This is a genomic window from Brevibacillus sp. HB1.2, assembly GCF_013332495.1.
Classification (GTDB): domain Bacteria; phylum Bacillota; class Bacilli; order Brevibacillales; family Brevibacillaceae; genus Brevibacillus; species Brevibacillus porteri.
On the sequence record NZ_JABMIU010000003.1, the window covers coordinates 469,607 to 496,037 of the forward strand.

The window sequence follows — 26,431 nt, forward strand, 5'->3', positions numbered from 1 at the left end:
ATACACTGGGTCGTTGGAGAGGGGCGATGGTCGTCATAAAGCAGGTAGACAAGTCATAGGATGATACTAAAGGCTTGGCCTGCGGAGGGATGGACATGTTTGAAAGAGTAGATCGAGTAAAAGAAAGACGGAGAGAGCGTTTGGAAAGAATCCGAACGCAGTCACGAGACAGCTATACTCCCTACGTCGATGATTGGAAAGATCCCATCGAAGAATCGCCAGACCCATTCAGTTACTCGCCACGTGAGAAAGATATGATGGAACAGCCACCGTCCCATGAAAAGTGGGGCGTGCAAATTTTAGCATCTGTTTTATTGATTGGTGCTGCTTATATTTTGTTTCAAACAACACTGATCCCTGCTTCTTGGAAAAGCTCCGCGAGGGAAGTCATGACACGGGACTTTAATTTTTCAGGAGTAGCGGACTGGTATGAAGCGAGATTTGGTCCGATTCCGACGATGCTTCCTTCGATACCTACCAATCCCCCTGCTGTGCCAGCCACGAGTACAACAAAGGACGCAAATGCTGTGTGGAAGCTCCCCAGTAGCTGGAAAGTCGTAAAATCCTATGATCCAGCGAGTGCTAATGTGATCCTGCTTACGGGAATGAACGATCAAATCACGATTGGAGAAGCTGGCTGGGTCGCGTTTGTCGGAGAAAAGCCTGATTATGGGACGACAGTGATTGTTCGTCTAACCAAAGGACGGGAGATATGGCTGGGCAATCTCGATAGTATAGGGGTGACGAAGGACGAGGTCCTTAAACCTGGTCAAGTCATCGGAACCGCACGGGTAATGGACCAGACATCACGTCATTTGTATGTAGGGGCGAGAGTGAATGAGCAATTTGTTAATCCCCTGGAAGTGATACCGTTTGAATAGGGGAGGCTGGCTTGACATTCGGTTTCGCATTCACCTGCTATTTTGGGCAGTGATCGGCTTGTCCGTGGTGACAGGCCATTTTTTGGAGGTCATTACCTTGTTTGTCATCGTGCTGATCCATGAATTGGGGCATGTAGCGATGGCGCGCGAGCTCGGATGGACCGTAAAAGAAGTGCAGCTTCTGCCTTTTGGCGGAGTAGCGACGATGGAAGACTCGTACGCCACGGACCCAATGGATGAGATTGTCGTGGCACTCGCCGGACCCTTCTTAAATATGGTGATGATGGCTGCTTCGTACTTGTTTTGGTTTATGGGAATATGGACGGAAGAGTGGGCCCGCTTTTTCTTGGTAAGCAATTTGACGATTGCGCTGTTTAACCTGTTGCCAATTTGGCCGTTGGATGGGGGGAGAATCTTGTTGGCCGTTCTATGCTGGTTTATGTCGTATAGGCAGGCGACGATGATATCGATGACGGGGAGTACGCTGTTTGCGGGGATCATGGTGGGGATGTCCAGCTTGGAGTTGAAGTACAACTTAGCAGTAATCGGGATTTATTTATTGGTATTGAACATTCAGGCATTTTTGCGGTTTCCTTATCAATTTTTTCGCTTTCTTGTAGAAAAATACGATCGGCAGCAAGAAGAAGCTGCCGTTCAAGCGATACGCGTGCATCCTGAGGAGACGGTACTAGCAGTCTCACACAAGCTGCGGCGGGGATACTCCCATCTTTTCTACGTGCAAGGTGCAGGTCTCTTGGCAGAGGAACAGCTATTGTATGCCCTTTTGTTTGAGCAAAAGCACGACGCCGCAGTTGGCAAGCTCCTTTAGTCTCTAGTCTTATCAGCAGGAGAGGTCCATTCCATCAGCCAGCAATCACGCATGCTTCCTTCGTGCCATTCGTGCAGAGGAAGCTTTTTTACTTTTCGAAAGCCACATTTTTCATAGCAACGGAGGGCTCGTTCATTCCAGGCTTGCGGGTCAATCGCTACTTTTTGTACTCGTTTTTCCTTGTGGAGATAGTGGAGGATGGCTGTAACGAGCTGAGTGCCAATACCGCTATTCCAGTAAGCAGGCTCTCCGATGAACTGGTCCATGCCGTAGACAACGACGTCATGTACGTACCCATACAGTTGTTTTTCTGGAGTATCAAGTGGATAAAATTGCGCATAGCCAATCGGTTTGTCCGTGTACAAGATGAGGCAGCGAGTTTCACCGTCGTCTTCCGGAAAAAAGCTTTGCTGCACGAGGGACTCGTCATGTGGCCGATCGCGACCTTCATAATAGGTCAAAACGCGCTCGTCAGAAAGCCATTTGACTAAGTGAACGGCATCATCGGGGGATAAGGCTCTTATTTTTAAATCACCAGCATGAATCATGGATGATCTCCTTTACCTTGACTTAGCAGCTATGTTAGATTACTTCCTATGAGCCCGGTTATCCTTCTTTTGGGCAACGTTTGCACGGGGAATAAGGAGTGAAAACAGTGAAGCAAGTAGCGATTAGTGCACAAGGTAGCAGCATCCGCGTCGCATTCATGGAAAACGGGAAATTGCAGGAATGGCGTACACAGGATGTGGGAGCACACGCAAGCGTTGGTGACATTTATCAGGGACGAATCGCGGATGTGAAGCCTGGTATCCAATCTGCCTTTGTTGATATTGGTACAGGCCAAAATGCTTATTTTTATGTAGATGACACAGTCGGTGTGGAGTCAGGTGGAGCAGCGAAACCAAGTATTGCGGAACGCGTTCATGTAGGGCAAAAGGTATTGGTTCAAGTGAGTAAAGAGGCGTTGGAAATGAAGGCGCCAAAAATCACGATGCAGATCAGCTTGCAGGGGCGGTATCTGGTATACCTTCCGACTGAAGAAAGCATATCGCTTTCTCGTAAAATAACCGATGATACCAAACGAAAACGACTGCAACAGGTGATCTCTTCGACAGTAGTGCAAGGAGAAGGCTGTATTCTGCGCACGGAAGCGGCGGAAGCAGAAGAGCAGACACTCATTAGCGAGCTGGTCTATTTGCGCAATCGCTGGCAGGAAATGCTGCGAACAGCGGATGGACTCCGTTCGACCGGACGGATTTTTCAGGATGCAGAGCTGATTGAGATGGCGCTCCGAGATGGCTTGGCAATTGGCATGGATGAGTTGTTGGTAGAAGGTGCGACGACTCATCAGCAGGTAAAAGCGGCGTTGGTAGCTTTTGCTCCAGAAGTACAAGAGAAGCTTCGCTGGTATCAGGGCAAACAGCCGCTCTTTGACTATTTGGGTGTCGAGGCGGAACTGATTCGTGCTCGTGATCGACATGTGCCGCTCAAGAGTGGAGGGTCCTTGGTCATCGACAGGACTGAAGCGATGACGGTCATCGATGTAAATACCGGTTCATTCACAGGTGGAGGAGGGCAACAGCGGGAGCAGGCAGTGACAGCGACCAATCTCGAGGCTGTAACTGAAATTTCCAGGCATCTGCGGTTGCGAGACATCGGTGGCATCGTGATCATTGATTTCATCGACATGAAAGAGCAGAGCAATAAGGAGCGAGTGATCTCGCGATTGAAACAAGAGCTGGCGAAGGACCCTGTGCCTTCGACTGTTCTCGGGATGACGTCGCTTGGATTAGTCGAGATGACGCGAAAAAGAGTGCGTGCGAGCCTGACGGAGCGGCTGACGGAGCCGTGTGAGGCATGCAAGGGCCGAGGGAGAGTTTGGCGAGTAGACGAGCTGTTCCGGCGCATGTACGCCGAAGTCACCGCATTGGCAAAGAGCCAAGATGCGGAGGCTGTTCTCGTGGACATGCCGCCAAGATTGTTGGACATGATAGAGGAGTGGGAAAAAGCAGAAGCAATCACATGGCCTGTCCATGTCTATAAGCAGCTTGTTCCTGCGATGAGCCCGGATGAGTTTCGAATTGGATACGTCGGAAATCGGGCAGAGGCGGAGCGTTTACAATCGAAATAACTTGACTGGGCTATTGTAGCTATGATAACCTAATGGTTGTCATGCAGATATGTCTCGTGCATACTGTAACCGCACGAATCAGGTACATAAGCCGTCGCTCGTCGACGCACCTGTAAAGGCGAGTCTGAGTATAGGAGGTGCACACAGTGTACGCAATTATCGAAACCGGTGGAAAGCAATACAAAGTTGAAGAGGGAGCAGTTCTCTTCATCGAGAAATTGGCTGGCAACGAAGGAGACGTTGTTACTTTTGACAAAGTTCTCTTCGTAAGCAAAGACGGCAAAGTTACTGCAGGAGCTCCTACAGTAGCTGGTGCAACGGTAACTGGTAAAGTAGAAAAACACGGTAAATCTGCAAAGATTATCGTGTACAAATACAAAGCCAAGAAAAACTACCGTCGCAAGCAAGGTCACCGTCAACCATTCACTAAAGTTGTGATCGAAAAGATCAACGCTTAATTGGTGACTTGTTATGATTGAAGTGATCGTGAGCCGTGCGTTGCACGGTATCCATGAAATTAGTATTTCCGGACATGCCAATGCGGGTGCCTATGGGGCAGACATCGTTTGTTCTGCTGTATCAGGCATCAGCTTTGGTATATTAAACGCCATCCAACCTTTGACGGGCATCACTCCTGATGTCGCTGTCGCACAAGAAGGCGGTGGGTTCTTGAAGTGGAGCCTTTCTTCTTCGGATGATGAGACTGCACGAGAGAAACAACAGCTTTTGGCAGAGAGCATGGTTATTGCTCTTTTGTCGGTTGAGGCGAATTACGGCAAATACGTAAAAGTAAATGATCATAAATGGCAGGGAGGTGTCTGATATGAACATGCTGTTTAACTTGGACCTTCAGTTTTTCGCATCGAAAAAAGGGGTAGGTTCCACAAAGAACGGTCGCGATTCCATTTCCAAACGTCTGGGCGTGAAACGTGGCGACGGGCAATTCGTTACTGCTGGTAACATTCTCGTTCGTCAACGCGGAACAAAGATTTACCCAGGTGCGAACGTAATGAAAGGCGGAGACGACACTCTGTTTGCAACTGCAGATGGTGTTGTTCGTTTCAAGCGTCTGGGCCGTGATCGCAAACAAGTTGTGATCGAGCCAGTTGCTTCTGAAGCGTAAATATTTGTTAAGAAAAACCCAGCGATATAGCTGGGTTTTCTTTTTGTCCGGCTCTTTTTTATGGTACAATAGATGGGAAAGATATTCTTATCGACTTGGGTGAATGTGATGGGGGACGAGCGGAGGCTGTTTACGCATCAGACAGACCAACTGCTGACCGTTCTGAACAGGCAGCGGCATGACTGGTTGAACCACGTTCAGGTTCTGCTCGGCTATTTGCATTTGAACCGTACTGAACAAGGAGAGGCCCATTTGAAACGCATTGCACAGATGGCGATGCAGGAATCGATGGTTGCCCGATTGAATAGCTCCTTGTTGTCCGTCTTCTTCTTGACATTTAATGCACTGAACAATGAATTGCTTTTAGAAGTAGACGTGTGCAATCATGTGGATCTCACGCGAGTAGTTTTGAACGAGCAAGACTTGTTCCAGTTGGTGTCAGAGATATTATGCACAGTGAACGATCATGTAGATCAGAGCGGCTACGAAGCAGCCAGCATGCAGGTAAGCTTGCAAATGGATGAGCGTGGCGTTCATTTTCGTTTTGACCTGGCCGGTGTACTACGTGCATCCGGAATGGAAGAATTGGAAAAGCTGATACGTAAAAGCGAACAGAGTACGGTGGAGGTCACCGAGTGGATACATACGGAAGAAGAATGGGTCCTGAATTTGGTGATCCCATTCGCGGAATGAAAGAGGTGACACCATGTTTGTCGATCAGGTAAAAGTATATGTAAAAGGCGGGGACGGTGGTAATGGAGCTGTCTCCTTTCGCCGGGAGAAATACGTACCGCTGGGTGGTCCAGCGGGTGGAGATGGCGGTCAAGGTGGAGATGTCGTGTTTGTCGTGGACGAAGGTCTGCGTACACTGGTAGATTTCCGCTATCAACGACATTTCAAAGCACCTCGCGGAGAGCATGGCCGCAACAAATCTCAGCACGGAGCTGGCGCGGAAGATATGGTCGTGCGCGTGCCACCGGGAACAACTGTCATTGATGATGATACTAAAGAAGTGATTGTCGATCTCGTGGAGCAGGGTCAACGTGCTGTGATCGCAAAAGGCGGACGTGGTGGACGAGGCAATATTCGTTTTGCCAACTCTTCGAATCCAGCCCCACACATCTCGGAGAACGGAGAACCAGGTCAAGAGCGTTACATTGTCATGGAGCTCAAGCTGATTGCAGATGTGGGCTTGGTTGGCTATCCGAGTGTAGGAAAATCCACCTTGCTGTCTAGTGTAACAGCGGCGAAGCCAAAAATTGCGGCGTACCACTTTACGACGCTGACACCGAATCTGGGTGTTGTGGACTTGGGCGAGCAGAGCTTCGTAATGGCTGACTTGCCAGGATTGATTGAAGGCGCGCATGAAGGTGTGGGTCTTGGTCACCAATTCCTGCGTCACGTAGAGCGTACGCGCTTGATCGTTCATGTGATTGACATGGCAGCGGTAGATGGACGCGATCCATACGAGGATTATTTGCAGATCAACCGAGAGCTGACTATGTATAACCTGAAGCTCGAAGATCGTCCGCAAATTGTAGTCGCGAACAAAATGGAACTGCCAGAAGCAGAGGAAAACCTGCGTATTTTCAAGGAAAAGGTTCCAGATGTGAAGGTGTACGAGATCTCTGCTGCAACCCGTCAAGGCGTACAAGAATTGATGTATGCGATCGGGGATGCCTTGGCGACGATTCCGGACAAGCCTGCTGTCGAGGAAGTTGCGGAAGTGGAAGAGCGCGTGGTGTTCCGAGCAGAAAAAGAACCAGAGGAATTCGAGATTACGCGTGATAACGAAGTATTTGTTGTCAGCGGTGAAAAGATCGAGAAGCTCGTACGCATGACCAATCTGACCAGCTATGATGCAGCCCAGCGTTTTGCAAGACAAATGCGCTTTATGGGTGTAGATGATGCTCTGCGCAAGCTGGGAGCAAAAGACGGGGATACCGTTCGGATCGGCAAATTAGAGTTTGACTTTGTGGAGTGACAAAAACCATGATTGATGTCCCATCACTGAACCCATTTTTGGGGGATAAACGACTCCAACGCGGTGCGATGCTACCGCTAATCATCTCCAAGCAGGTGAAGACACCTGTCCAAGTTATGGTTGAACATGCAAAGGGCAGTTATCTCGTAGTTTCCTACGAGATGAAGCCTGAAACGAAAGCAGAGCTTCTCGGATCAACTGTACGCATTCGTTGGGAAACGAATGCGGCAGTGAATACCATTGATTTGGAAGTAGTTTCAGAGCAAACGCTTTGGCCGATCAAGCTTTTAGGGATGATTCCGATTAGTATAGGGGTAGAAATTACACAAAAGCGCAAGCAGGATCCCATCTCCCCAGATCTCGGTATTTCTGTCCCTTACAAGGTGATGGGAGCTAGACCGATCGAAGAAAAAGGCGAGGCAGTGTTGCTGAAATTTTCTCCTACCCGTCTTGTTTTGGGAACGGACGGTTATGTGTCGAAGGGCGATTTTCTCCACTTGTCTTTCAAGATACCGAAGCAAGCGCAGGAGATCGTCATGATGGCGAAAATCGTGGAAAAAACGTTCCAAGACAAACAATCGATCATTGAATTAATCTTTACGGATATCAATGAAAAGCACCATGAACTCATCAAAGATTACTATAAAAAGCTCTCAACTACCGCTTCTTCCTAAGGAAGCGGTTTTTTTCCTTTGATGTTCCTGTGAAGAAGGTATATAGTAGAGTACATAGAGTTCTACATCGAGCCTGTTCACTTCATGATTTGTTGTGTACGCTTTCCTGAATAAATACTTGTGAAATCATTCACTTTTTATTATTCGAATCCGTTTTCTGCTTAACTTTGTGAAAAATGTTACAAGCAATTTTTTACCGGATTTTCAGGGAGAATAGCGGCCGTTACTCGTATGAACAGGCATCGAGAATAAAAGGCCTCTATTCCAAAGCAAAGGAGGACGTTTTTTTTATGTCTCAAACAACTACGCAACAAGCTCAAGCTGCTGCTGAAGTAGCAAGCACTGCAACTCTGGCACCAGCGCAGCAACAAGATGTACTCGATCAGTTGATGAAACCAGAAATCCAAGAGTCACTTAACGTATTGGTGGCGAACCTGCCTAAATTGGCAGAACTGACAACTCTTTTGACCAAAACATATGATTTGGTACAAACAGTAGCAAATGATCATGTGTTGATCGACGACATCAAAGGCGGAATGGAAGAGTTCGTAAAACCGATCTCTGATAAAGCGAAAGGTATTGCGCAAGCAGCCATTGAAGCCAATGACCGTGTTCATGTTGAAGAGTCTACTATCGGTTTGTTCGGTATTCTCAAAATGCTCAAGGATCCGCAAGTACAAAAAACTTTGCGTTTCGCACAAGCATTCCTGGAAGTATCAGCAGAACGTCAACAACAAAAACGCTAGTATTTTTTATTATGGAATGTAAGACAAGGACGGAGGATTGGGCATGGCGAAGCATATTCTGATTCTAGGCGGCGGTTATGGCGGTTTGCTCAGCGCATTGACTGCACGTAAATACATGACGGCTGAAGAAGCGTCGATCACGGTGGTAAACCGTTTTCCTACTCACCAAATCATTACGGAACTGCACCGCTTGGCAGTAGGAAACCTGTCTGAACAAAACGTGGCGCTCCCTCTGGAAAGATTGCTGCGTGGCAAAGAGATTAACCTCGTAGTAGACACGGTAGAAAATATTGGTCTCGACTCCCAACGCGTTACACTGGGGAGTGGCGAGTCCATCAAATACGATGCTTTGGTGATTGCGCTGGGTAGTGAAACCGCATTCTTCGGAATCCCAGGTCTGCAAGAGTACAGCTTTACACTGAAGTCCGTAGAAGAAGCAAATCGTCTGCGAGCACACCTCGAAGAGCGCGTGATTGAATACAAGACGAGCAAAAATAAAGCAGATGCTACCTTCGTTGTAGGTGGTGGCGGTCTGACCGGTATCGAGCTGGTTGGGGAATTCGCTGATATGTTGCCAAATCTGTGCCACAAACACGGCGTAGACTTTGCAGACGTATCCATCTACTGCGTAGAAGCAGGTCCATCCATTTTGGCTGGTTTTGCTCCTGACCTGGTTGAACGTGCGAAAACGAGTTTGGAAAAACGCGGTGTTCAGTTCCTGACAGGCGTACCTGTAACGGAAATGAAAGAAACCACAGTTTGTCTGAAAGATGGCGGTACCATTGAAACCAAAACAATGGTATGGACAGGTGGCGTACAAGGAAATCGCGTAGTGGCTGAATGCGGCGTGGAAGTAAACCGCGGACGTGCAACTGTTACAGAATTCCTGCAATCCACTTCTCACCCTGATGTATTCCTTGCAGGTGACAGTGCGGTCGTAATGGGGCCAGAAGGTCGTCCATACCCTCCGACTGCGCAACTGGCATGGCAAATGGGCGAAGTAGTAGGTCACAATCTCTTCGCACACTTCAACGGCACCAAAATGGATACCTTCAAACCGGTATTCTCCGGTACATTGGGTAGCCTGGGCCGTAAAGACGCGATCGGAACAATCGGTGCAAGCCAACTGAAGCTGAAAGGTCTGCCTGCAACCTTGATGAAAGAAGCGAGTAACGTTCGCTACTTGACTCATATCAACGGTCTGTCCTCTTTGGCATACTAATCGAATCAGGAAAACCCGGGATCATGGTATCCCGGGTTTTTTGTGTTTGTTTATCCGTTTCCGCTTGGATCTTCAATCACGTTTGGGGATTGTGCCATCTTTTTGCCCCGCATGTCATTGCCAAACTGTTCGAGACTGCTTGGCTTACCAGCTGGGTGATTGTTACGGCGCTCCGATTTATCTGACTTTCCACGTCCGGCCATTTGTCTTTCACCTCCTCCATACGATACGCATTATTGTGCGCGAAGAAGCTCCCCCTCATGTAATCAAAGTAAACCAAATGTGATCCGATGAAAAAAAGTGACGGATAAGGATTGTCACATTCCATGCTTTCCGTTATAATGTCCTCTATGAAGAAACAACTGTTTTTCTCAGGAGGACACAACGCATGAAAAAGGAAGAAAAATTCTACTTGATTCGATCTGACATCCTGCCAGAATCGATTGCCAAAACGATTGAAGCCAAGAAGATGCTGGAATCCGGCGAAGTGGATACTGTGAACGAAGCGGTTGAACGGGTGGGATTGAGCCGCAGTGCTTTTTATAAGTACAAAGATGGCATTTTTCCGTTCAATTCGATGATGAGCGAAAAAATTATGACGTTTACGTTCTCTTTGGATCACATGTCAGGTTACTTGTCCAAAGTGCTCACATATGTAGCAGATCAAGGTGGAAACGTATTGACCATCAATCAGACGATACCACTTCAAGGGATTGCTACTATATCCATGTCAGTCGATATGGCTAATCTTCGCGTATCTAGCACGGAGTTTTTGGATAGCTTGCAGCTGATCCCGGGCGTTCGCAAAGCGATGATCGTCGGTAGAGGCTAAGCAAAAAAACAATCAAAGAAAAGGCAGGGGAGAGAGACATGGAGAAGCAGAGCATTAAATTGGGATTAATGGGTTTTGGAACAGTAGGGACTGGTGTAGTACGCATCATTCAAGCGCATCAGGAGGATTTGCAAAAGCAAACCGGCCTCAGTATTGAGGTTTCCCGTATTCTTGTTCAGGATGCGGAAAAATCTCGCAATATTTCATCCATGGAGGGCGCGCTGACCACAGACCCTGCTAGTCTTTTGGATGATCCAGAAATTGAAGTCATCGTAGAAGTAATTGGTGGCATTCACCCTGCAAAAGAGTACATTTTGGGTGCACTCGAACGAGGCAAGCACGTAGTAACAGCCAACAAGGATCTGATGGCGTTGCACGGAGCCGAAATTTTAGAGAAGGCTCAAGAAAAGGGCTGTGACGTTTTCTACGAGGCAAGCGTGGCTGGTGGAATACCAATTTTGCGTGCGCTAGTAGAGGGGTTTTCCTCAGACCGTATCGCGAAAATGATGGGGATTGTCAACGGGACGACCAATTACATCATGACCAAAATGAGTCAAGAGGGCGCAGAATATAGTGAGGTATTGAAAGAAGCGCAAGCACTGGGCTACGCGGAGCAGGACCCAACCTCCGATGTGGAGGGCTTTGATGCCGCCCGCAAAATGGCGATTCTGGCAACACTGGGCTTCCGTGTACCGATGAAGCTCGAAGATGTGGACGTAAAAGGGATCAGCTCCGTGAGCAAGGAAGATATCGCTTATGGCAAACAACTGGGCTACGAAATCAAGCTGCTCGGCCTGGCTCGTCGTGACGAAGAGGCGATTGAGGTAAGTGTGCAGCCGACTCTGGTTCCAAAATCCCATCCACTCGCTTCCGTAAATGGTGTCTTTAATGCCGTGTACGTACATGGGGAAGCGGTAGGAGAAACCATGTTTTACGGGCCGGGCGCAGGTGAAATGCCGACTGCTACCGCCGTTGTGTCTGACCTGGTCACTGTCGTCAAAAACAGAAAGCTAGGAGTGAATGGACGCGGAATGGTTGCTCCCTACAAAGAAAAAGTATTGAAAGAAGACAGCGAAAAATTCTCTAAATACTTCCTGCGCATCGTAGTTGCAGATAAACGCGGTGTTCTTGCTCAAATTACGCAGCTATTGGCAGACAAAAATATTTCCCTTGAGCAGGTCATCCAGCAACCGTTCAACAACGGACGTGAAGCGGAGATTATCATGATTACACACCTGTCCTCAAAAAGTGACATGGATGCGGTACTGGCTTTCATGGAGCAGATGGATATCGTATCAACTGTGCAGAGCTGCTACCGTGTAGAAGGGGGAGACAAATAATGGCTTTTGATCGACAGTCTGGCATCTTGGCACGTTATCAGGAATTTCTCCCGATCACAGAAAAAACTCCGCTGGTCAGCTTGCATGAAGGAAACACACCCCTAATCCATGCTCCGAATCTTTCCAAACAATTGGGGGTGGAGCTGTACGTCAAGTACGAGGGGCTCAATCCGACTGGCTCTTTCAAAGATAGAGGCATGGTCATGGCTGTAGCCAAAGCGGTAGAAGAGGGAAGCAACACAATCATGTGCGCTTCGACGGGAAATACATCAGCAGCAGCTGCGGCGTATGCGGCACGCTCAGGATTGCGTTGCATCGTCCTGATCCCGAACGGCAATATCGCGTTAGGCAAGTTGGCTCAGGCTATCGCCTATGGTGCAGAAGTCATCGCGATTGACGGTAATTTTGATGAAGCGCTGGATATCGTTCGCAAAATCACAGCGAAAGAACCGATTACACTGGTGAATTCCGTGAACCCTTACCGGATCGAGGGACAAAAGACCGCGGCGTTTGAAGTGTGCGATGCGCTGACGGACGCACCTGACATTTTGGCCATCCCAGTTGGCAACGCAGGAAACATTACAGCATATTGGAAAGGCTTCGAGGAATATTTTGCAGCCAAAAAATCGAGCCGCTTGCCTAAGATGTACGGTTTCCAGGCAGCGGGAGCAGCGCCGTTGGTTCATGGCAAACCAGTAGCCAACCCTGAAACGATTGCGACAGCCATTCGCATTGGTAACCCGGCGAGCAAGGATGGTGCTTTGAATGCCATTTCGAAATCAAGCGGTCTCATCGATAGTGTAACGGACGAAGAAATTTTGCATGCCTATCATTTGCTGGCGAAGAGTGAAGGTGTGTTTTGTGAGCCTGCCTCGGCAGCATCGCTGGCTGGCATTATCAAGCTGCATGAGGCGGGCAGGCTTCAACCCGGCAGCCAGATCGTGTGTGTACTGACTGGAAACGGACTAAAAGATCCAAATATCGCTTTGAAGCTGGTAGGTGAAGAGCCCCGTTCTGTTCCGGCGACACATGAAGCTGTGATGGAGCTGGTTCGTCAAAGTGGGAGAGAATTTGTATCATGAATGGACAACGTGTAAAAGTAACCATACCAGCAACAACAGCGAATCTGGGACCGGGATTCGATGCGCTGGGAATGGCTTTCCAGTTGTATTCTGTCGTAGAAATGGAAATCAGTGATCATACGACAGTAGAGATGATGGGCAAGGAGCTGCAAGGAACACCGACGGACAAAAACAATCTCCTGTACAAGGTTGCGGCGGGATTGTTTCAAGAAGCAGGTCTCGCCATTCCTGAGCTGGCGATTCGTGCTTCCAGTGATGCTCCCCTGACGAGGGGATTGGGGAGTAGTGCGGCTGCGATTGTAGGTGCACTTGTAGCGGCCAACCATCTCGCTGGCGAACCATTTACTCGTGAGCAATTGTTTGAAAAGGCAACACGCCTAGAAGGGCATCCGGATAATGCGGGAGCTTCGATGTTTGGCGGTATCATTGTTGCGACGATGCCTGAAGTACCAGGAGACCCCATTCCATATGTGCGGTTTTCTGCTCCGGCGGGATTGCAAACACTCGTCGTGATCCCAGAATTCATGCTCTCGACAGAAAAAGCGCGGAACGTCTTGCCGCAGGTGTACAGCAGAGAGGATGTTGTATATAATGTGGGTCATAGTAGTTTGCTAGTTGCTGCACTGGCACAAGGCAGACTCGACCTGATGGGACGGGCAATGTCGGATCGGTTGCATCAGCCGTATCGAGCAAAGCTTGTACCTGGATTGAACGAAATCCTGGACAAAGCGACTGAACACGGGGCACTGGGGGCTGCTTTAAGCGGCGCGGGACCGACGATCCTCTGTTTTTTCTCTTCGGATGAAGAATTAGAGAAGCTGCGTGCATTTGTGGACAGAGTGATGAAAGGGCACGACATCTCGTACCGCGTGATGATCTTGCAACCGGACGAAAATGGCGTACAGGTAGAAATCCATCAGAGATAGACCATAGTGGATAGGAGTAGCCATGGAGAAGAAACTTGCTTTTCTAGGACCGCGTGGAACGTTTACCGAAGAAGCAGCGAGGATATTGTCGCTCGGACAAAAGTTATCTTTCGTTCCGTACCCAAGTATTATTGAAGTACTAGACGCTGTTTCCAAAAAGGAAGTGGCATACGGTGTCGTACCGATGGAAAACTCCATTGAAGGAACAGTCAATTCTACACTGGATTGGCTCATTCACGAAGTAGATTTGCCCATTCTGGCGGAGCTCGCACTACCGATTACGCAAAACTTGCTGGTGGCAAAAAGAGAGCACCCATTGCCTTTGTCAGCGATTACGAGAGTGTTGTCACATCCTCAAGCGATTGCACAAAGCCACAACTTTTTGCGTGAGAATTTGCCGGAAGCAGCGATCGAAACGGTAAACAGTACGGCATTGGCAGCAAAAATGGTGAGTGAGCATCCAGAAGAGCCGTGGGCTGCTGTTGGTACTCGATTGAACGTAGAGATTTATCCATTGGAGTTTGCGCGTGAACAAATTCAAGATTATTCGAATAACTACACGCGTTTTGTTCTCGTTGGTCTGGAAAGTCTTGATCTGCCGGTTTCCCGCAAGGAAAAGACGACGATTCTGGTCACGCTGCCGGAAGATTTCCCAGGAGCATTGTATCAAGTGCTGGCTGCTTTTGCTTGGAGAAAGGTAAACTTGTCTCGAATCGAATCGCGTCCAACGAAGAGGGCACTCGGAAGCTATTATTTTGTCATCGACATTGAGCAGAAGATGGACGACGTCTTGTTGCCAGGAGCGTTTGCGGAGATTGAAGCCATTGGTTGTCAAGTTCGTCAGCTCGGGACGTATCCATTTTATATGCATCAGACCAATTCCTAGAGGGATTGGTTTTTTCTTTTTCTGGCTCCCTCCCAACAAAGGAGTGGCGTCAAGGAGCAAAACGCCCATGACTGCATACGATGTTAGGGAGTTTGGTGCAAGGGAGGAGAAAAACATTGAGAATACACATCGTCCAAAAAGGCGATACGATGTGGAAGATCGCCAAAAGATATGGCGTCGATTACAAAGAACTGTTACGCCTTAATAGTCAATTAAAAACTCCCGATACAATTTATCCTGGAGCGAGAATCAAGATTCCGGCGAAACAAGTTCCTGTCCGACCACAGCAAAGAACGACGCCCCCCCATCCAATGAGTGAGGCGGCCCCTTATGTGAAAGAAAGACCGATTACGGAAGAGGAAGAGATGGAGGTACCGCAACAAATCGAAAGGCGGCCAATTGAGCCAGAAGAATCAGGAGAGGTGCAAATCGAATCAAGGGAGGAGATCAGGCCTACTCCACTGCCAGCTCCCATTCCTACGAGGCCACCCAAGGAGATGCCAAGGCCACCCAAAGAAATGCCAAGACCACCAGTCCCTTCTGTTTCACCAGAGGTAGTCAGGCCAACAGCACCACCTACATTACCACCTCCACCACCAACACAGCCTATTCCAAAACCAACGGAGCCGATTGAAAAGCCAATCGAAAAACCGATCGAGAAACCAATCGAGAAGCCAACACCGTATAAACCACCGAACATTTCAGGCAAGCCAAATGTGCTTCCTCCGGTTCCTCCTGTTCCTATACGTCCACTCATACCGACTCCACCTCCAACCGGAGTGAGTCCGTATATTTATCCACCAGCGATTCCACCGAATCAAAATGTGCCTAGCATTCCATATAGACCACCAACTCAGGTCTTGCCATTACAGCCTACAAGACCGCCAGCATATGCATGCCCACCTTGCCCACAGCCAAATTATCCACCACCACGGGTAAGTCCATTGCAACCGATGCCGCCAAACTATCCACCACCACGGGTAAGTCCGTTGCAACCGATGCAGCCAAACTATCCACCACCACGGGTAAGTCCGTTGCAACCGATGCAGCCAAACTACCCACCACGAGTAAGTCCGTTGCAACCGATGCAGCCAAATTATCCACCACCGCGGGTGAGTCCGTTGCAACCGATGCAGCCAAACTATCCACCAACACGGGTGAGTCCGTTGCGGCCGATGAAGCCGCCTTCAAAGGTGAGCCCACAACAGCAGCTCAAGCCACCTTCAAAAGTGAGTCCGCAACAGAAGCTGAAGCCATCGACGAGGGTAAGTCCAGAGCAAGAGCGCAGGCCAATGCCACAGGTGCGTCCGTTCCCGCCATTCCCACCGCCGTTCATGCCACCATGCCCGCCATTTCCGCCTTGCCCACCGTTCGGGAACCCGTGGATGGGCCCGTTTTATCCAAATCGACGACCGATTGTGAGTCCAGAACAAATGCGACCAATCAATCCATTTCCAATTGTCCCACCACCAATCAGACCGATGCCGCCGTTTCCTTATCCATGCCCACCACCATTTCCACCCATGCCATTAAAGCGGCCACGAGCGAAAAGGCCTGTGTGCCCGGAACCAGTGGAGTCATCATCATGTGAGTGTTCTTCTGAAGTCCGGGAGTACAAAGGCCGAAAAGGCAAGTACAATCGTTCTCCACAGGATATTCACAATAACATGATGTTCCCGCCTTCCCCGTGTATGGCTACCATGCCTGAACAAGGGGTTTGGCCGAACTGGGGAGATGGGCATGAAGATTCCTCTTCTTACTGAGAGGGTATGGGATGAACAAAGGAATCTTATCCACCATTGAAAAGGCTTTTCGCTGTCAAATCTACGGTGTGAAGCCGAAGCGAAACGTCAACCTGTTAAAAACAGACAGGGGCCACTGGATACTCAAAGGATATAAGCAGGTCGAAAAAGCTGTGTGGGTGACAGAGTTAGCGGATGCACTACATGAGAAGGGCTTTCATCATACTGTGCAGTATGTGGAGAATCATGAAGGATCCAAAATTTTTGCATTTGAAGACCGTCATTACACCATCATGAAAATGATTGATGGGCATGAAGCAGATAACGCTTCTCTTTTCGATGTCAAAAAAACAGCAGAAACATTAGCCCGTTTTCATGTTGCAGCTCAGGGTTTTCCTATTGCTCATACGTATGCGTATGAAGGAAAACCGGCTCTTTTAGATAAATGGGAGAGCCGCTTGGAATACTTTGAGCGGTTGATGTGGTCGATTGAACAGAAAGGACCCCAGAGCAAACTGGAGCAACTCATTTCGCACCAGGCAGATCACGTTCTTCGAGATGGCAAGGAGCTGCTGCAATCTGCCTACAAGCTGCCTTTGACGCCAGAAATGTTTTTAGCCATGGAGAAGGGGACACTCGCGCACAGAGACGTGGCGAGTCATAACTTTCTGCTTACGGAGCGAGGCAATTGCTATTTGATTGACCTTGATACAGTAGGTCATGATCTTCAGCTTGTTGACCTTGTACAATTAATGTCACGAATGCTGTTGATGCAAGACTACCGCATGGATTCCTTTGTGGAAGCGATGGAAGCCTATAGTAACATCAACTATTTATCTGATACCCAGATATGGGCTGTTCATCAATTGCTTCGCTATCCGGATAATTTCTTGCGGGAGGTAACGGGCTTGTATAGTCAGCGCCCAGGCTACCACATGAAGGGCGTCATGCAGCTGATCCAAATGGAAGGCAAAGTGATGGCGAATCGCCAACGTTTTTTAAACGATGGAGAACGAATTTTCCAGCACTCTCCATGGGGGCATTACCATTTTGTCGGATAGTCGGATAAAACAAAACATCCCTCTCGAAAGAGGGATGTTTGTGTTGGTGACAAGCTTACTTGGAAGCAGGCTTGGACAGATCAATAGAGAATTTCGCAAACCCAGTTTCCAATACGTTGATGAACTTGATATTGGACAATTTTTCAGCGAATGGTTTCGCGTCAGGAGAAGAAGTGAATGTAACGTTCAGCTTCGCGTTTACTGGAGCAAAAGACCAGTTGTTGTCTGCTGCTGGGTCGATATTTTTTTGGTTCAGGATGTAGTCGATTACGATTTGACGGTTTTCATCTGGAGAATCGATTACGATGTTTTTGCCATCCAGTCCTGGGAACGCACCGCCGCCGCTTGCACGGTAGTTGTTGGTTACGACGATGAATTTGTCTTCAGGTTTTACTGGTTTGCCATTAAAAGACAGGTTTTTGATGCGGTTTGCATCTTTGCTTGCTACTTTTCCATCTACAGCGTATTTGGATGGCTGTGTAACATCGATTTGATAAGTAACACCGTCGATCACATCAAAGTTGTACGTTGGGAAAGACTCGTTGATGAGTGGTTGCTCATCCGTTTTCTTCAGATCGATTTGGTTGAACTGTCCAGCGGAACGCTCCAACCATTCTTTCACCGTAGCTCCATCGACCAGAACCGCTTTCAATGTGTTCGGGTAGATGTACAGGTCAGATACGTTTTTGATGGCGATTGTACCAGCTGGGATATTGGAGTAGTAGCTTACCCCGTTACGGCCGCCTGCTTTAAATGGTGCACCAGCAGACAGAACTGGAATGCCTTCGTATTCTGTACCCTTCACGTTTTTCTCAACGAACCATTTTTGTGCATTGGTTACGATTTGGATAGATGGATCATCTTGCACAAGTGCAAAGTAGCTGAAGATCGGGGAAGATGTTTTCCCTACAGCAGAACGAACCCATTCAACTGTTTTATCGTGATCTTCTTTTACTGCATCTACGATAGTTTTGTCTGCATCAGCCAAGGATGCTTTGTTCGCTTTGTCATAGATTGGAACTACTTTGGTAGCGGACTCAGCCACTTTCCATTTTCCGTTTTCTTGTTTCAGCGTCAGGTCGATCACACCGAGGTGGTTACCCCAGAAGCCAGGCATAACGGCTGGTTTACCATTGATCGTTCCTTTTTCTGCATCAACGCCTGGAATTTTATCGAATCCAGGACCAGGGAATACGGAGTGGGAGTGTCCGAACAGGATCGCGTCGATACCATCTACTTTGCTCAGCTGGTAGCTAGCATTCTCCAATTGAGGACCACCCTCGGTAGGGCCAATTCCGGAGTGAGGAACCGCGATGATGATGTCTGCACCTTTTTTCTTCATTTCAGGTACGAATTTGTTGGCAGTTTCTACGATGTCTTTCGCGATAACTTTTCCTTCCAGGTTAGCCTTGTCCCACTGCATAATTTGTGGTGGAACAAAACCGATTACGCCTACTTTGAGTTTTACATCTTTGCCGTTCTCATCTTTAAATGTGCGCTCCAGGATTTCGTAAGGAGTGTACATGTTTTTGTCATTGTCAGGGTTTTTGTCCTTGTCGTCTACATACACGTTGGAGTTTATGTAAGGGAATTTTGCACCCTTCAAGCTGGTATCCAAGAACTCCAAACCAAAGTTGAACTCGTGGTTACCGATATTGGCAACATCATAGTCCATCAGGTTCATTGCTTTGTAAGCAGGGTGAGTGTCTCCAGCTTTCAACGGGTCGATTTTTGCCACGTAGTCGCCCAATGGGTTTCCTTGCAACAAGTCACCGTTGTCGATCAGGATGCTGTTTTTCGCTTCTTCTCTTGCTTTTTTGACCAGTGTCGCTGTTTTTGCGAGGCCAAACTCGTCTGTGTTTTTGTCTTGATAGTAGTCATAGTTAACGATGTTGGTGTGGATATCTGTCGTTTCCAACAGGCGGAGCTTCAGGACAGAATCTGTTTGTGCGCTTACAGGAGTAATAGGAAAAGAGAGAGCGCCAACAACCAAAGAAGTGCTGAGGAGGAAAGCAGTCAGCATTTTTTTGTTCGTTTTTTTCATGTTTGAAATGACCTCCATAAGTTTACAATAATGCCAAGCAAAAATAGTTTATCATTAGAATAGGACGCTGGATAGATAGCTAGATGAAATAGTATATTAATTTTTTGTATTGACAAAAATAAAAAAATATAACGTCAATCCGCCATAGGTCGCGTATGCCCCTCTTTCTTTGTGGTAATGATAGGAAGAAAAACCTATATAAAAGAAGGGGTTCTATGTGACAGAGAAAAAACAGTGGGTGGTTTACGCGACATGGGGTGCAGCATTAGCCACTGGCGTCGTAATCGGTATCCTGTTAGTAGGAAAGGACGGAAATGATTCGGGTCTTGCTCGTTTACTGAACCATTCAGGCAAAGCAGATGTAGTCGCGGGGACGTCGTACGAACTGGTTTTAGCTCGCCATTATTTGTGTGGGGTGCGAGACGAAGAACATGTGGCAGTTCGTACCAATCAACTGGCAGACGTCATGGGCAACTATAATGGATGGGAAATTGTACAAGCAGAACCTGTCAAGATGATCTTAATGAAACGCGAGCAGGATATAGCGCCAGCGTGCAAGGAGAATGGACATATCGGAATAGCGTCAGACGGCATGCTTGCCCTGTTTCATGGTCTGCCTGCTGAACAAGATGTCGTACAGACCTTTTATCGAATCGATACAGCAAAAATGGAAGCGAGTCTGCCAAAAGAGGAATGGGAGAATCTGAAACGAGGGATTCGCATTCGGAATCTGGCAGAGTATAACAGTGTATTGTCCACCTATGGCGAATACCAATGGAGTGGCCAATGAAAACGGGTGGACCTAAAAGAAATCCCTTTCGAGCCTTTCGTGTAACAAGCACGTATTGGACTGGAAAGGGATTTTTGTTTCAATTGCTATGGATTCAGTTCAACCGCAATGATTCGCCAGCGTTCCCCCGGGACTTCGCGGCGCAAAAGAAACTTCCATGTTCGTCGGAAATTACCGCCTTCCCGGGCGATGTACGTGAGCCGAACAGGAACCTCTATCAAGAGGGGGCCACGTTCATCTGACGGGATGACGATTTCTGACGTTCGCACAGATTCGATCGCGGACAGCCCTTCAGGAAGTGTGAATCCGTCCGTTGTCATTCGCATTGCATGGGTGTCGTGCTCATGCAACGCGGTGAGGAAATAACCGACCAGCTCTTCTGGAGACGCCCCTTTTATTGTAGTCGCAAGTGCTCCGGAGGCTTTTAGAATCATCATGCTGTGACTAGGATCGGGCTCTGTGCGTCGATGGGTGGAGCTGCCGAAAAAGTGGATGCAAAAATGCCCCGGGAATTCATTTCCTTTAATCGCGCCAGCGCCGTGAGGCATTCCGTGCATGGATGCTGCAAAATAAGTACCGTCTACCTCTACCAGAATGGCTCTGCGCTTCCACGACCATTTTCCCTGATAAATGTTCTTCATGATCTGTGTATCCTTGCGTGTCAACGGTTGGACATCGGCATGGCGACTACCTGCTCTGCGCTGGACATCAAAACGTTGTCCTGTCTCTAAATCAATCACGGTACCGAATTCCATCCGTTTCAACGTTTTTTTCACCTGTTCCCAGGGTATGGCATGTGCAAAATGGACTGCCTCAACGGACTTGGCCATTTCTTCGATCCGCTGGCGAACATCGTTTGCCAAAACATAACGGCGGGGCATTTCTTTTTCATAAAGCTGTCCATCGTGATCATATACATACGTTCGTTTTTTTACGGTCAGTGTAGCTCGTATCCAGTGGGGGTTGTAGGAGGCGACTTCGGTAGTAGAGCCTAATAGCCGCTTCGTAAATTGCTTTTGATCACGGAAGGACATGGTCGTTTGGAAAGAGGACTCAGGTGAGACTGAAACGGTGACCGTGATGTCATTCTTGACCTTGGCAAATGCAGAGTGTGGCATTGACAGTGCGATTACGAAAAGGCATATACAAAAAATAAGGACTTTGCTTCGCAACAACCAACACCTCCACTGCTTATCGTTTCAATTAGATGTCTGGCTCATGTTGCGTAAATCTTGGTATCATAACGCCCTTGCGCTTACGCCATACTGATTTCATACGGTGATCGAAGGAGGAGTCTTTAGACCATGTCTACCATGCCTAGAGGTAGCTACAAAGACCAGTTCCATCAGCGTTTGTACGTTCAGTTGAACCAGGGGCACAACAAGCTCAATTACCAACAGATCAACAAGATCAAAGAGCACATGCAAAGTGGCGTGGACGAATATGCCCACTTGCAGCATGATGTGTCGGATTCACTCGGAATGAACAAACACTAACAGACACCGTATAACCCGTTCCTTTTATAAGGAGCGGGTTTTTTATAAGATTGTTCAAAAAGTCGACTTTTTGAACTCGGATATAAAATGGAAATACACGTTCGCTTTCTGGATGCTTTGTGTTACAGTAGAGAGTAGAATCTTTGCTCACGGAGAGTGGACTATGCGCATTTTAGGAATTGACCCTGGTATTGCGATTGTTGGCTTCGGGGTTGTGGATAAAGAGGGCAGCCAATTGCGTCCCGTCCAATATGGAAGCATCCAGACAGAAGCAGGATTGTCAGTACCGCTTAGATTGAAACAGATTTTTGAGGCAATGCAGAGCCTTCTGGAAACATATCGTCCCGATGAAATGTCGGTCGAAAAACTTTTCTTTAATAAAAATGTGACGACGGCTTTTACAGTTGGTCAAGCGCGAGGGGTTATTTTGCTTGCGGCAGAGCTGGCTGGTGTGCCGGTCTATGAATATACCCCGATGCAGGTCAAGCAAGCCGTGACTGGCTACGGGGGAGCAGAGAAGAAACAAATTCAGGAAATGACGAAGCTCCTATTGCGGTTAAAAGAAGTACCAAAGCCTGACGACGTGGCGGACGCATTGGGTATTGCGATTACGCACGCACAGTTTCGCGCGTTCATTTCCATTTCGGAAGGGGTCAAGAAATGATTGATTTTGTAGAAGGTACACTTAGTTATCTCGATTCGGAATACATAGTTATCGAAACGGGCGGAATTGGTTATCGACTGTTTTGCCCAAACCCGTACCAATTCGTTCGGTATGAAGGCAACAAAACCAAATTGTTTACCCACCACCATGTGCGGGAGGATGCCATTCTGCTGTACGGCTTCGCTACCCGTGACGAACGCGATTTGTTCCGTAAACTGCTTGATGTTAGCGGAATCGGGCCAAAGGGCGGATTGGCCATTCTGGCTGCAGCGACGCCTGAGCAGTTGGTGATGGCGGTTCAACAGGAGAATGTTACCTATTTGACGAAATTTCCGGGGATTGGGAAAAAGACTGCCCAGCGCATTATCCTCGATTTGAAGGATAAATTGGTAGGATACACACCATCTGCGATTTTGACTATTGCAGCGGGTGATTTGACAGCAGGCGAGCAAGCTGTGTCTGCACTGAACGAAGCGCTCGATGCATTGACCGCACTGGGTTACTCTGATGGTGAACTGCAAAAAATCAGAAACACGCTGTCTGAGAAATCAAAAGAGGGCGATGGTGTAGAAAAGCTCATCAAACAAGGGCTTGCGTTGCTCATGAGGGGGTAGGATTTTGGATTCTCGGATCATCACGACGCATATGAATTGGGAAGAAGATGCGGCGGAGCTGAGCCTCCGTCCTCGCTATTTAAACGAATACATCGGTCAACAACACGTAAAGGAAAACCTGAAAATTTTTATTGAAGCAGCGAAAATGCGAAAAGAGTCATTGGATCACGTACTGCTGTACGGTCCGCCTGGTCTAGGGAAGACGACCTTGTCGCAAATTATCGCAAATGAGCTGGGTGTGAACATCCGCACGACGTCAGGTCCGGCTATTGAGCGTCCGGGTGATTTGGCGGCGATTTTGACGAATTTGCAAGAAGGCGACGTCCTGTTTATCGACGAGATTCACAGGCTCAACCGAAGCGTCGAGGAAGTTTTGTATCCGGCTATGGAGGATTTTGCGCTGGACATCATTATCGGTAAGGGGCCAAGCGCTCGCAGTGTTCGTTTGGATTTGCCGCCCTTTACACTGGTTGGGGCCACGACGCGAGCTGGAATGCTGTCCGCGCCGCTTCGAGATCGCTTTGGGGTTGTAAATCGCCTGGAGTTTTATACAGTTCCGGAACTGACCTTTATCGTTTCGAGGGCAGCCGACATCTTGCAGGTCGTCATTCGAGAAGGCGGGGCAGAGGAGATTGCCAGACGTTCGCGTGGAACACCCCGGGTGGCAAACCGTTTGCTGAAGCGGGTTCGCGATTTTGCCCAAGTAAAAGGTGAAGGCGTCATTACGACAGAGATTGCCAAAGAAGCACTGGAAAGATTGCAAGTGGATGCCTGTGGTCTTGATCATATTGACCATAAACTGTTGCTAGCGATTATTGATCGCTTTGACGGTGGACCGGTTGGGTTGGATACAATCGCAGCAACAATTGGAGAAGAGTCACAAACGGTGGAAGATGTTTGCGAGCCATATCTCATGCAGATCGGCTTTATGCAGCGGACGCCGCGGGGGCGTGTACTCACCCCGAGTGCGTACCAACACTTTGGTCGGGAGATGAAATCGTGAATCCTGTAGCCAAGCTACTTATTATTGGTGGTGCTGCTTTAATCGTAATCGGTCTTTTGTGGCAGGTAGGAGGCAGATTTTTGCCACTGGGGCGTTTGCCGGGAGATATCGTGGTAGAAAAGGAAAACGTCAAGTTCTACTTTCCGATTGTGACTTGTATTGTGATTAGCATCGTCCTGTCTCTTGGCATGTATTTATTCCGGCTGTTTAAATAGGCAAGTGTGAAGGCCATCGGAGCTCATTGTTCCGGTGGTCTTTTTGCATGCGGGTGTTTGGTCCCATTTTACGAAAAAGGCAGGAGATCAGCCTGCGATTGTCGAAAAACATGGGAAGACATGCCAATTTTTGACGAAATCAAGCTTAGACAAAATCAGGTGGAGAAAGGACAATGGACGACATGAGAAAGAAATGGATGGGGAAAGTCCTTTCGGTGGGCCTGCTATCAGTAGTTCTCGTAGGAGGACAAGTACCAGCGCAGGCTGCCGGCGACAATATCAGAGTTGCGCTATTTGTCGATACAGGACAAGGCTATCGGGGAGTAGTTCCTTCCGTTACGCTAACTGCTGAAAATGGAATGGGAGTCGTGCTCAATGGACCCGAGGGCAAGACAGATTTACCCGAATTAAAGGGAGATGCAGCTCGTTACCGGGTTGATGAATATCATTTGATCGTTGCCGAAACAGGTGACTGGAATCGCGCACAGCAGATTGCACAGCAAATGAGCCAACGAAAATACGAGGGCTCAATCCAGGTGACAAAACGTAACAGTCAGACCGTCTATCAGGTCGTAAGCGGAACGTATGACACGTATCAGGCTGCAGCCAATCAGGCGAAAACGGTTGCCCAAGCAATCGGGCAGAATCCGCTGGTAAAAGGTCCGCATCGACTCGAAGCGGGTAAATTCAAAAGCTTAAAGGAAGCGCAAGAATGGCAAGCGTCATTTGAAGCAGCCGGTATTCCTGCTTATCCCGTGATGGTATCAGATGGGGATAAAGTCAAATATGCGGTTTGGATCGGAGACGAGGTTAGTCCTGATGCTGTGAAAGAATTGAAACGAAGAGCAAACGCCGCATTTCCTTCTTTCTCCTATCAGGAGCCAGCCAGCCAATCTTATGTTATATTGAAGCAGGATGTATACGGATCACCAGATGAAATGATTTGGAAATATGTATTCTCCCCTCAAGTAAAGCTGACAGTTGAAGCGAATAAAGCAGGCGATGAATCGGTGATTGGCGTTGTAGAACGAGAGCAGCGCACATATCGCGGCGAGATGGAGCTGTCGGAATACAATGGTCACTTGACGCTAGTAAATGAGCTTCCAATGGAAGAATATTTATATGGAGTCGTTGGCTCTGAGATGGCTCCAGGCTGGCCGGTGGAAGCTTTGAAAACACAGGCGGTCCTGTCGAGAACTCGTGCTGTGTGGCAAGGCAATAAGTATGAAGTTGCCAATGTGTCCGATACGGTTTTCGAACAGGCGTATTATGGCTATACAAAAGAGTCTGATGATGTACGTGAGGCTGTCGACGAGACAGAAGGCGAAATCATTTACTACCAAGGCAAACCAGCTGAGTCGCTCTTCTATTCCAATGCGGGCGGTATGACGGCGGACGGCACAGAAGTATGGGGCAATCCAGTTCCTTATTTGCGATCTGTCGAGAGTAAAGACACATATCCAATGGACAATGCGAGCGTATGGTATCGCGTGGCTTTAGCAGATGGATCGCTCGGCTATGTAAGAAATGATCTAGTCACCGAAACAGGCCAGAGCAATTCAGCGGGACAAAGAATAGCGGTCATTTCGACCGAGAATACCAATTTGCGCTCAGGTCCAAGCACAACAACTCATCGTGTGTTGTCGGTACTCCCTACTGGCGCAGAAGTAACAATCCTCTCAGAAGTAAAAGAAGAAAATGCGTATTCGTGGACGCGTGGACCGTTTACCTCTACAGAGGTTGCAGCCATGATCAATGCCGCGCATGACAAGAACAAAGCTCCACGCATTTCAGGGAACGTAACGAGCCTGAAAGTGACAGAACGCGGTCCATCTGGACGTGTGATCGCGATGGAAGCAAATGGGACGCCGATCGTCGTATCTTCACCGGATGCTTTCCGATCTGTTTTTCAACAAGGTGGCTCCTCTCTGCGCAGCACGAAGTTTGAAGTAGAAATGATCAATGGTTCGCAATTCATCTTCCGTGGTACTGGCTTTGGGCACGGACTTGGTGTTTCGCAATACGGAGCTCGTGCGATGGCAGAGGAAGGGTATGACTACAAAGATATCTTGCAACACTACTACCAGGATGTGACAATCGAAAAGTAAGTCGTTTGCCACAAGATCTACCGCAAAAAGGAGTAACG

The 26,431-nt window shown here is 48.2% G+C and carries 30 protein-coding genes, 1 pseudogene and 1 other annotated feature; of the genes and pseudogenes, 26 read left to right on the plus strand and 5 right to left on the minus strand.

Annotated features, from left to right (window positions below; translation table 11 throughout):
• The first annotated feature begins 95 nt into the window (after positions 1–95).
• Together HPY28_RS10275 and HPY28_RS10280 are read left to right on the plus strand one after the other, a co-directional pair.
• Positions 96–881 carry a M23 family metallopeptidase gene (locus HPY28_RS10275; protein WP_017247542.1) on the plus strand — a complete coding sequence of 262 codons (786 nt, stop codon included), beginning with the start codon at positions 96–98 and terminating at the stop codon, positions 879–881.
• On the plus strand, positions 874–1,710 hold the full coding sequence (locus tag HPY28_RS10280) for a M50 family metallopeptidase (RefSeq protein ID WP_069850542.1): 837 nt from the start codon (positions 874–876) through the stop codon (positions 1,708–1,710). The genes HPY28_RS10275 and HPY28_RS10280 overlap by 8 nt, the downstream gene beginning before the upstream one ends.
• Here the strand turns inward: HPY28_RS10280 and aac(6')-35 are convergent.
• Positions 1,707–2,258 carry an aminoglycoside 6'-N-acetyltransferase AAC(6')-35 gene (gene aac(6')-35, locus HPY28_RS10285; protein WP_174230525.1) on the minus strand — a complete coding sequence of 184 codons (552 nt, stop codon included), beginning with the start codon at positions 2,256–2,258 and terminating at the stop codon, positions 1,707–1,709. The genes HPY28_RS10280 and aac(6')-35 overlap by 4 nt on opposite strands.
• A 107-nt stretch (positions 2,259–2,365) precedes the next feature.
• On the opposite strand from aac(6')-35, the gene HPY28_RS10290 reads away from it, so the two are divergent.
• The 9 genes from HPY28_RS10290 (at position 2,366) to HPY28_RS10330 (ending at position 9,590) form a co-directional block, all read left to right on the plus strand.
• Positions 2,366–3,841, plus strand: coding sequence for an Rne/Rng family ribonuclease (locus tag HPY28_RS10290; protein ID WP_174230526.1), 1,476 nt, complete (start codon positions 2,366–2,368; stop codon positions 3,839–3,841).
• A 57-nt stretch (positions 3,842–3,898) separates the two neighbouring features.
• Positions 3,899–3,977 (plus strand) — a sequence feature (ribosomal protein L21 leader region).
• A 10-nt stretch (positions 3,978–3,987) separates the two neighbouring features.
• Complete coding sequence (rplU, locus tag HPY28_RS10295) at positions 3,988–4,299, plus strand: 50S ribosomal protein L21 (RefSeq protein WP_016739197.1); 312 nt, start codon at positions 3,988–3,990, stop codon at positions 4,297–4,299.
• A 13-nt stretch (positions 4,300–4,312) separates the two neighbouring features.
• Positions 4,313–4,663: a ribosomal-processing cysteine protease Prp gene (locus tag HPY28_RS10300; protein WP_017247546.1), complete on the plus strand. Its 351-nt coding sequence runs from the start codon at positions 4,313–4,315 to the stop codon at positions 4,661–4,663.
• A gap of 7 nt (positions 4,664–4,670) precedes the next feature.
• Entirely contained in the window at positions 4,671–4,964 is a 294-nt protein-coding gene (rpmA, locus tag HPY28_RS10305) for a 50S ribosomal protein L27 (protein ID WP_005832382.1), read from the plus strand.
• A gap of 108 nt (positions 4,965–5,072) precedes the next feature.
• Positions 5,073–5,657, plus strand: a complete 585-nt coding sequence (locus tag HPY28_RS10310) for a Spo0B C-terminal domain-containing protein (protein WP_017247547.1) — start codon at positions 5,073–5,075, stop codon at positions 5,655–5,657.
• A 13-nt stretch (positions 5,658–5,670) separates the two neighbouring features.
• The gene (gene obgE / locus HPY28_RS10315; RefSeq protein WP_017247548.1) at positions 5,671–6,948 is read left to right on the plus strand and encodes a GTPase ObgE; all 1,278 of its coding nucleotides are present in this window, start codon (positions 5,671–5,673) and stop codon (positions 6,946–6,948) included.
• A gap of 8 nt (positions 6,949–6,956) precedes the next feature.
• On the plus strand, positions 6,957–7,622 hold the full coding sequence (locus tag HPY28_RS10320; protein WP_174230527.1) for a PilZ domain-containing protein: 666 nt from the start codon (positions 6,957–6,959) through the stop codon (positions 7,620–7,622).
• Positions 7,623–7,912: 290 nt separating this feature from the next.
• Complete coding sequence (locus HPY28_RS10325) at positions 7,913–8,368, plus strand: helical membrane plugin domain-containing protein (protein ID WP_007728644.1); 456 nt, start codon at positions 7,913–7,915, stop codon at positions 8,366–8,368.
• A 43-nt stretch (positions 8,369–8,411) separates the two neighbouring features.
• On the plus strand, positions 8,412–9,590 hold the full coding sequence (locus HPY28_RS10330) for an NAD(P)/FAD-dependent oxidoreductase (RefSeq protein ID WP_174230528.1): 1,179 nt from the start codon (positions 8,412–8,414) through the stop codon (positions 9,588–9,590).
• 50 nt (positions 9,591–9,640) lie between these two features.
• On the opposite strand, the gene HPY28_RS10335 is transcribed toward HPY28_RS10330, so the two are convergent.
• On the minus strand, positions 9,641–9,793 hold the full coding sequence (locus tag HPY28_RS10335; protein ID WP_007728640.1) for a hypothetical protein: 153 nt from the start codon (positions 9,791–9,793) through the stop codon (positions 9,641–9,643).
• A gap of 185 nt (positions 9,794–9,978) precedes the next feature.
• Here HPY28_RS10335 and HPY28_RS10340 point away from each other — a divergent pair, with 185 nt between their 5' ends.
• The 6 genes and pseudogenes from HPY28_RS10340 to HPY28_RS30425 form a co-directional block, all read left to right on the plus strand.
• Positions 9,979–10,422 (plus strand): ACT domain-containing protein, encoded by a 444-nt coding sequence (locus HPY28_RS10340; protein ID WP_017247551.1) that lies wholly within the window; start codon positions 9,979–9,981, stop codon positions 10,420–10,422.
• A 38-nt stretch (positions 10,423–10,460) separates the two neighbouring features.
• Positions 10,461–11,762, plus strand: coding sequence for a homoserine dehydrogenase (locus HPY28_RS10345; RefSeq protein WP_174230529.1), 1,302 nt, complete (start codon positions 10,461–10,463; stop codon positions 11,760–11,762).
• Positions 11,762–12,844 (plus strand): threonine synthase, encoded by a 1,083-nt coding sequence (gene thrC / locus HPY28_RS10350; protein ID WP_174230530.1) that lies wholly within the window; start codon positions 11,762–11,764, stop codon positions 12,842–12,844. The genes HPY28_RS10345 and thrC overlap by 1 nt, the downstream gene beginning before the upstream one ends.
• Positions 12,841–13,770: a homoserine kinase gene (thrB, locus tag HPY28_RS10355; protein WP_017247554.1), complete on the plus strand. Its 930-nt coding sequence runs from the start codon at positions 12,841–12,843 to the stop codon at positions 13,768–13,770. Before thrC ends, thrB begins: the two co-directional genes overlap by 4 nt.
• Before the next feature lie 22 nt (positions 13,771–13,792).
• Positions 13,793–14,656 (plus strand): prephenate dehydratase, encoded by an 864-nt coding sequence (pheA, locus tag HPY28_RS10360; RefSeq protein WP_017247555.1) that lies wholly within the window; start codon positions 13,793–13,795, stop codon positions 14,654–14,656.
• 149 nt (positions 14,657–14,805) lie between these two features.
• Positions 14,806–14,859, plus strand: a pseudogene (locus HPY28_RS30425) (LysM peptidoglycan-binding domain-containing protein); the annotation flags it as partial.
• 125 nt (positions 14,860–14,984) lie between these two features.
• Here the strand turns inward: HPY28_RS30425 and HPY28_RS30430 are convergent.
• Positions 14,985–15,413 carry a hypothetical protein gene (locus tag HPY28_RS30430; RefSeq protein ID WP_254612953.1) on the minus strand — a complete coding sequence of 143 codons (429 nt, stop codon included), beginning with the start codon at positions 15,411–15,413 and terminating at the stop codon, positions 14,985–14,987.
• 147 nt (positions 15,414–15,560) lie between these two features.
• Here HPY28_RS30430 and HPY28_RS30705 point away from each other — a divergent pair, with 147 nt between their 5' ends.
• Entirely contained in the window at positions 15,561–16,247 is a 687-nt protein-coding gene (locus HPY28_RS30705) for a prolipoprotein diacylglyceryl transferase (RefSeq protein WP_256437596.1), read from the plus strand.
• A 183-nt stretch (positions 16,248–16,430) separates the two neighbouring features.
• Positions 16,431–17,459: a phosphotransferase gene (locus tag HPY28_RS10370; RefSeq protein WP_017247559.1), complete on the plus strand. Its 1,029-nt coding sequence runs from the start codon at positions 16,431–16,433 to the stop codon at positions 17,457–17,459.
• Positions 17,460–17,514: 55 nt separating this feature from the next.
• Here the strand turns inward: HPY28_RS10370 and HPY28_RS10375 are convergent, their stop codons facing one another.
• The gene (locus HPY28_RS10375; protein WP_173622457.1) at positions 17,515–19,503 is read right to left on the minus strand and encodes a bifunctional 2',3'-cyclic-nucleotide 2'-phosphodiesterase/3'-nucleotidase; all 1,989 of its coding nucleotides are present in this window, start codon (positions 19,501–19,503) and stop codon (positions 17,515–17,517) included.
• A gap of 217 nt (positions 19,504–19,720) precedes the next feature.
• On the opposite strand from HPY28_RS10375, the gene HPY28_RS10380 reads away from it, so the two are divergent.
• Positions 19,721–20,293, plus strand: coding sequence for a BofC C-terminal domain-containing protein (locus HPY28_RS10380; RefSeq protein WP_017247561.1), 573 nt, complete (start codon positions 19,721–19,723; stop codon positions 20,291–20,293).
• Between the two features lie 86 nt (positions 20,294–20,379).
• Here the strand turns inward: HPY28_RS10380 and HPY28_RS10385 are convergent, their stop codons facing one another.
• Positions 20,380–21,468 carry a hypothetical protein gene (locus HPY28_RS10385; protein WP_173622458.1) on the minus strand — a complete coding sequence of 363 codons (1,089 nt, stop codon included), beginning with the start codon at positions 21,466–21,468 and terminating at the stop codon, positions 20,380–20,382.
• A 129-nt stretch (positions 21,469–21,597) separates the two neighbouring features.
• Between HPY28_RS10385 and HPY28_RS10390 the strand changes: the two genes are divergently transcribed.
• From HPY28_RS10390 to HPY28_RS10415, 6 genes are all read left to right on the plus strand, one after another.
• Positions 21,598–21,789, plus strand: a complete 192-nt coding sequence (locus HPY28_RS10390) for a hypothetical protein (protein WP_017247563.1) — start codon at positions 21,598–21,600, stop codon at positions 21,787–21,789.
• A 163-nt stretch (positions 21,790–21,952) separates the two neighbouring features.
• On the plus strand, positions 21,953–22,453 hold the full coding sequence (gene ruvC / locus HPY28_RS10395) for a crossover junction endodeoxyribonuclease RuvC (RefSeq protein ID WP_017247564.1): 501 nt from the start codon (positions 21,953–21,955) through the stop codon (positions 22,451–22,453).
• Positions 22,450–23,067 (plus strand): Holliday junction branch migration protein RuvA, encoded by a 618-nt coding sequence (ruvA, locus tag HPY28_RS10400; RefSeq protein ID WP_174230532.1) that lies wholly within the window; start codon positions 22,450–22,452, stop codon positions 23,065–23,067. Before ruvC ends, ruvA begins: the two co-directional genes overlap by 4 nt.
• A 4-nt stretch (positions 23,068–23,071) precedes the next feature.
• Positions 23,072–24,070 (plus strand): Holliday junction branch migration DNA helicase RuvB, encoded by a 999-nt coding sequence (gene ruvB, locus HPY28_RS10405; protein ID WP_012685582.1) that lies wholly within the window; start codon positions 23,072–23,074, stop codon positions 24,068–24,070.
• Positions 24,067–24,285 (plus strand): DUF2905 domain-containing protein, encoded by a 219-nt coding sequence (locus HPY28_RS10410; RefSeq protein ID WP_012685583.1) that lies wholly within the window; start codon positions 24,067–24,069, stop codon positions 24,283–24,285. The genes ruvB and HPY28_RS10410 overlap by 4 nt, the downstream gene beginning before the upstream one ends.
• Positions 24,286–24,458: 173 nt before the next feature.
• Entirely contained in the window at positions 24,459–26,393 is a 1,935-nt protein-coding gene (locus HPY28_RS10415; protein WP_069850505.1) for a SpoIID/LytB domain-containing protein, read from the plus strand.
• The last annotated feature ends 38 nt before the right edge of the window (positions 26,394–26,431 follow it).

Bases quoted from the DNA above. Each gene is read 5' to 3' on its own strand.
- thrB (WP_017247554.1), top strand. From the start codon at position 12,841: ATGAATGGACAACGTGTAAAAGTAACCATACCAGCAACAACAGCGAAT.
- HPY28_RS10345 (WP_174230529.1), top strand. From the start codon at position 10,461: ATGGAGAAGCAGAGCATTAAATTGGGATTAATGGGTTTTGGAACAGTA.
- HPY28_RS10320 (WP_174230527.1), top strand. From the start codon at position 6,957: ATGATTGATGTCCCATCACTGAACCCATTTTTGGGGGATAAACGACTC.
- HPY28_RS10370 (WP_017247559.1), top strand. From the start codon at position 16,431: ATGAACAAAGGAATCTTATCCACCATTGAAAAGGCTTTTCGCTGTCAA.
- HPY28_RS10335 (WP_007728640.1), bottom strand. From the start codon at position 9,793: ATGGCCGGACGTGGAAAGTCAGATAAATCGGAGCGCCGTAACAATCAC.
- HPY28_RS10340 (WP_017247551.1), top strand. From the start codon at position 9,979: ATGAAAAAGGAAGAAAAATTCTACTTGATTCGATCTGACATCCTGCCA.
- HPY28_RS10415 (WP_069850505.1), top strand. From the start codon at position 24,459: ATGGACGACATGAGAAAGAAATGGATGGGGAAAGTCCTTTCGGTGGGC.
- ruvC (WP_017247564.1), top strand. From the start codon at position 21,953: ATGCGCATTTTAGGAATTGACCCTGGTATTGCGATTGTTGGCTTCGGG.
- obgE (WP_017247548.1), top strand. From the start codon at position 5,671: ATGTTTGTCGATCAGGTAAAAGTATATGTAAAAGGCGGGGACGGTGGT.
- HPY28_RS10325 (WP_007728644.1), top strand. From the start codon at position 7,913: ATGTCTCAAACAACTACGCAACAAGCTCAAGCTGCTGCTGAAGTAGCA.
- ruvA (WP_174230532.1), top strand. From the start codon at position 22,450: ATGATTGATTTTGTAGAAGGTACACTTAGTTATCTCGATTCGGAATAC.
- HPY28_RS10275 (WP_017247542.1), top strand. From the start codon at position 96: ATGTTTGAAAGAGTAGATCGAGTAAAAGAAAGACGGAGAGAGCGTTTG.
- HPY28_RS10300 (WP_017247546.1), top strand. From the start codon at position 4,313: ATGATTGAAGTGATCGTGAGCCGTGCGTTGCACGGTATCCATGAAATT.
- HPY28_RS10375 (WP_173622457.1), bottom strand. From the start codon at position 19,503: ATGAAAAAAACGAACAAAAAAATGCTGACTGCTTTCCTCCTCAGCACT.
- rpmA (WP_005832382.1), top strand. From the start codon at position 4,671: ATGCTGTTTAACTTGGACCTTCAGTTTTTCGCATCGAAAAAAGGGGTA.
- HPY28_RS30430 (WP_254612953.1), bottom strand. From the start codon at position 15,413: ATGAGTGGACGTATAGGAACAGGAGGAACCGGAGGAAGCACATTTGGC.
- HPY28_RS10330 (WP_174230528.1), top strand. From the start codon at position 8,412: ATGGCGAAGCATATTCTGATTCTAGGCGGCGGTTATGGCGGTTTGCTC.
- HPY28_RS10390 (WP_017247563.1), top strand. From the start codon at position 21,598: ATGTCTACCATGCCTAGAGGTAGCTACAAAGACCAGTTCCATCAGCGT.
- pheA (WP_017247555.1), top strand. From the start codon at position 13,793: ATGGAGAAGAAACTTGCTTTTCTAGGACCGCGTGGAACGTTTACCGAA.
- HPY28_RS10310 (WP_017247547.1), top strand. From the start codon at position 5,073: ATGGGGGACGAGCGGAGGCTGTTTACGCATCAGACAGACCAACTGCTG.
- thrC (WP_174230530.1), top strand. From the start codon at position 11,762: ATGGCTTTTGATCGACAGTCTGGCATCTTGGCACGTTATCAGGAATTT.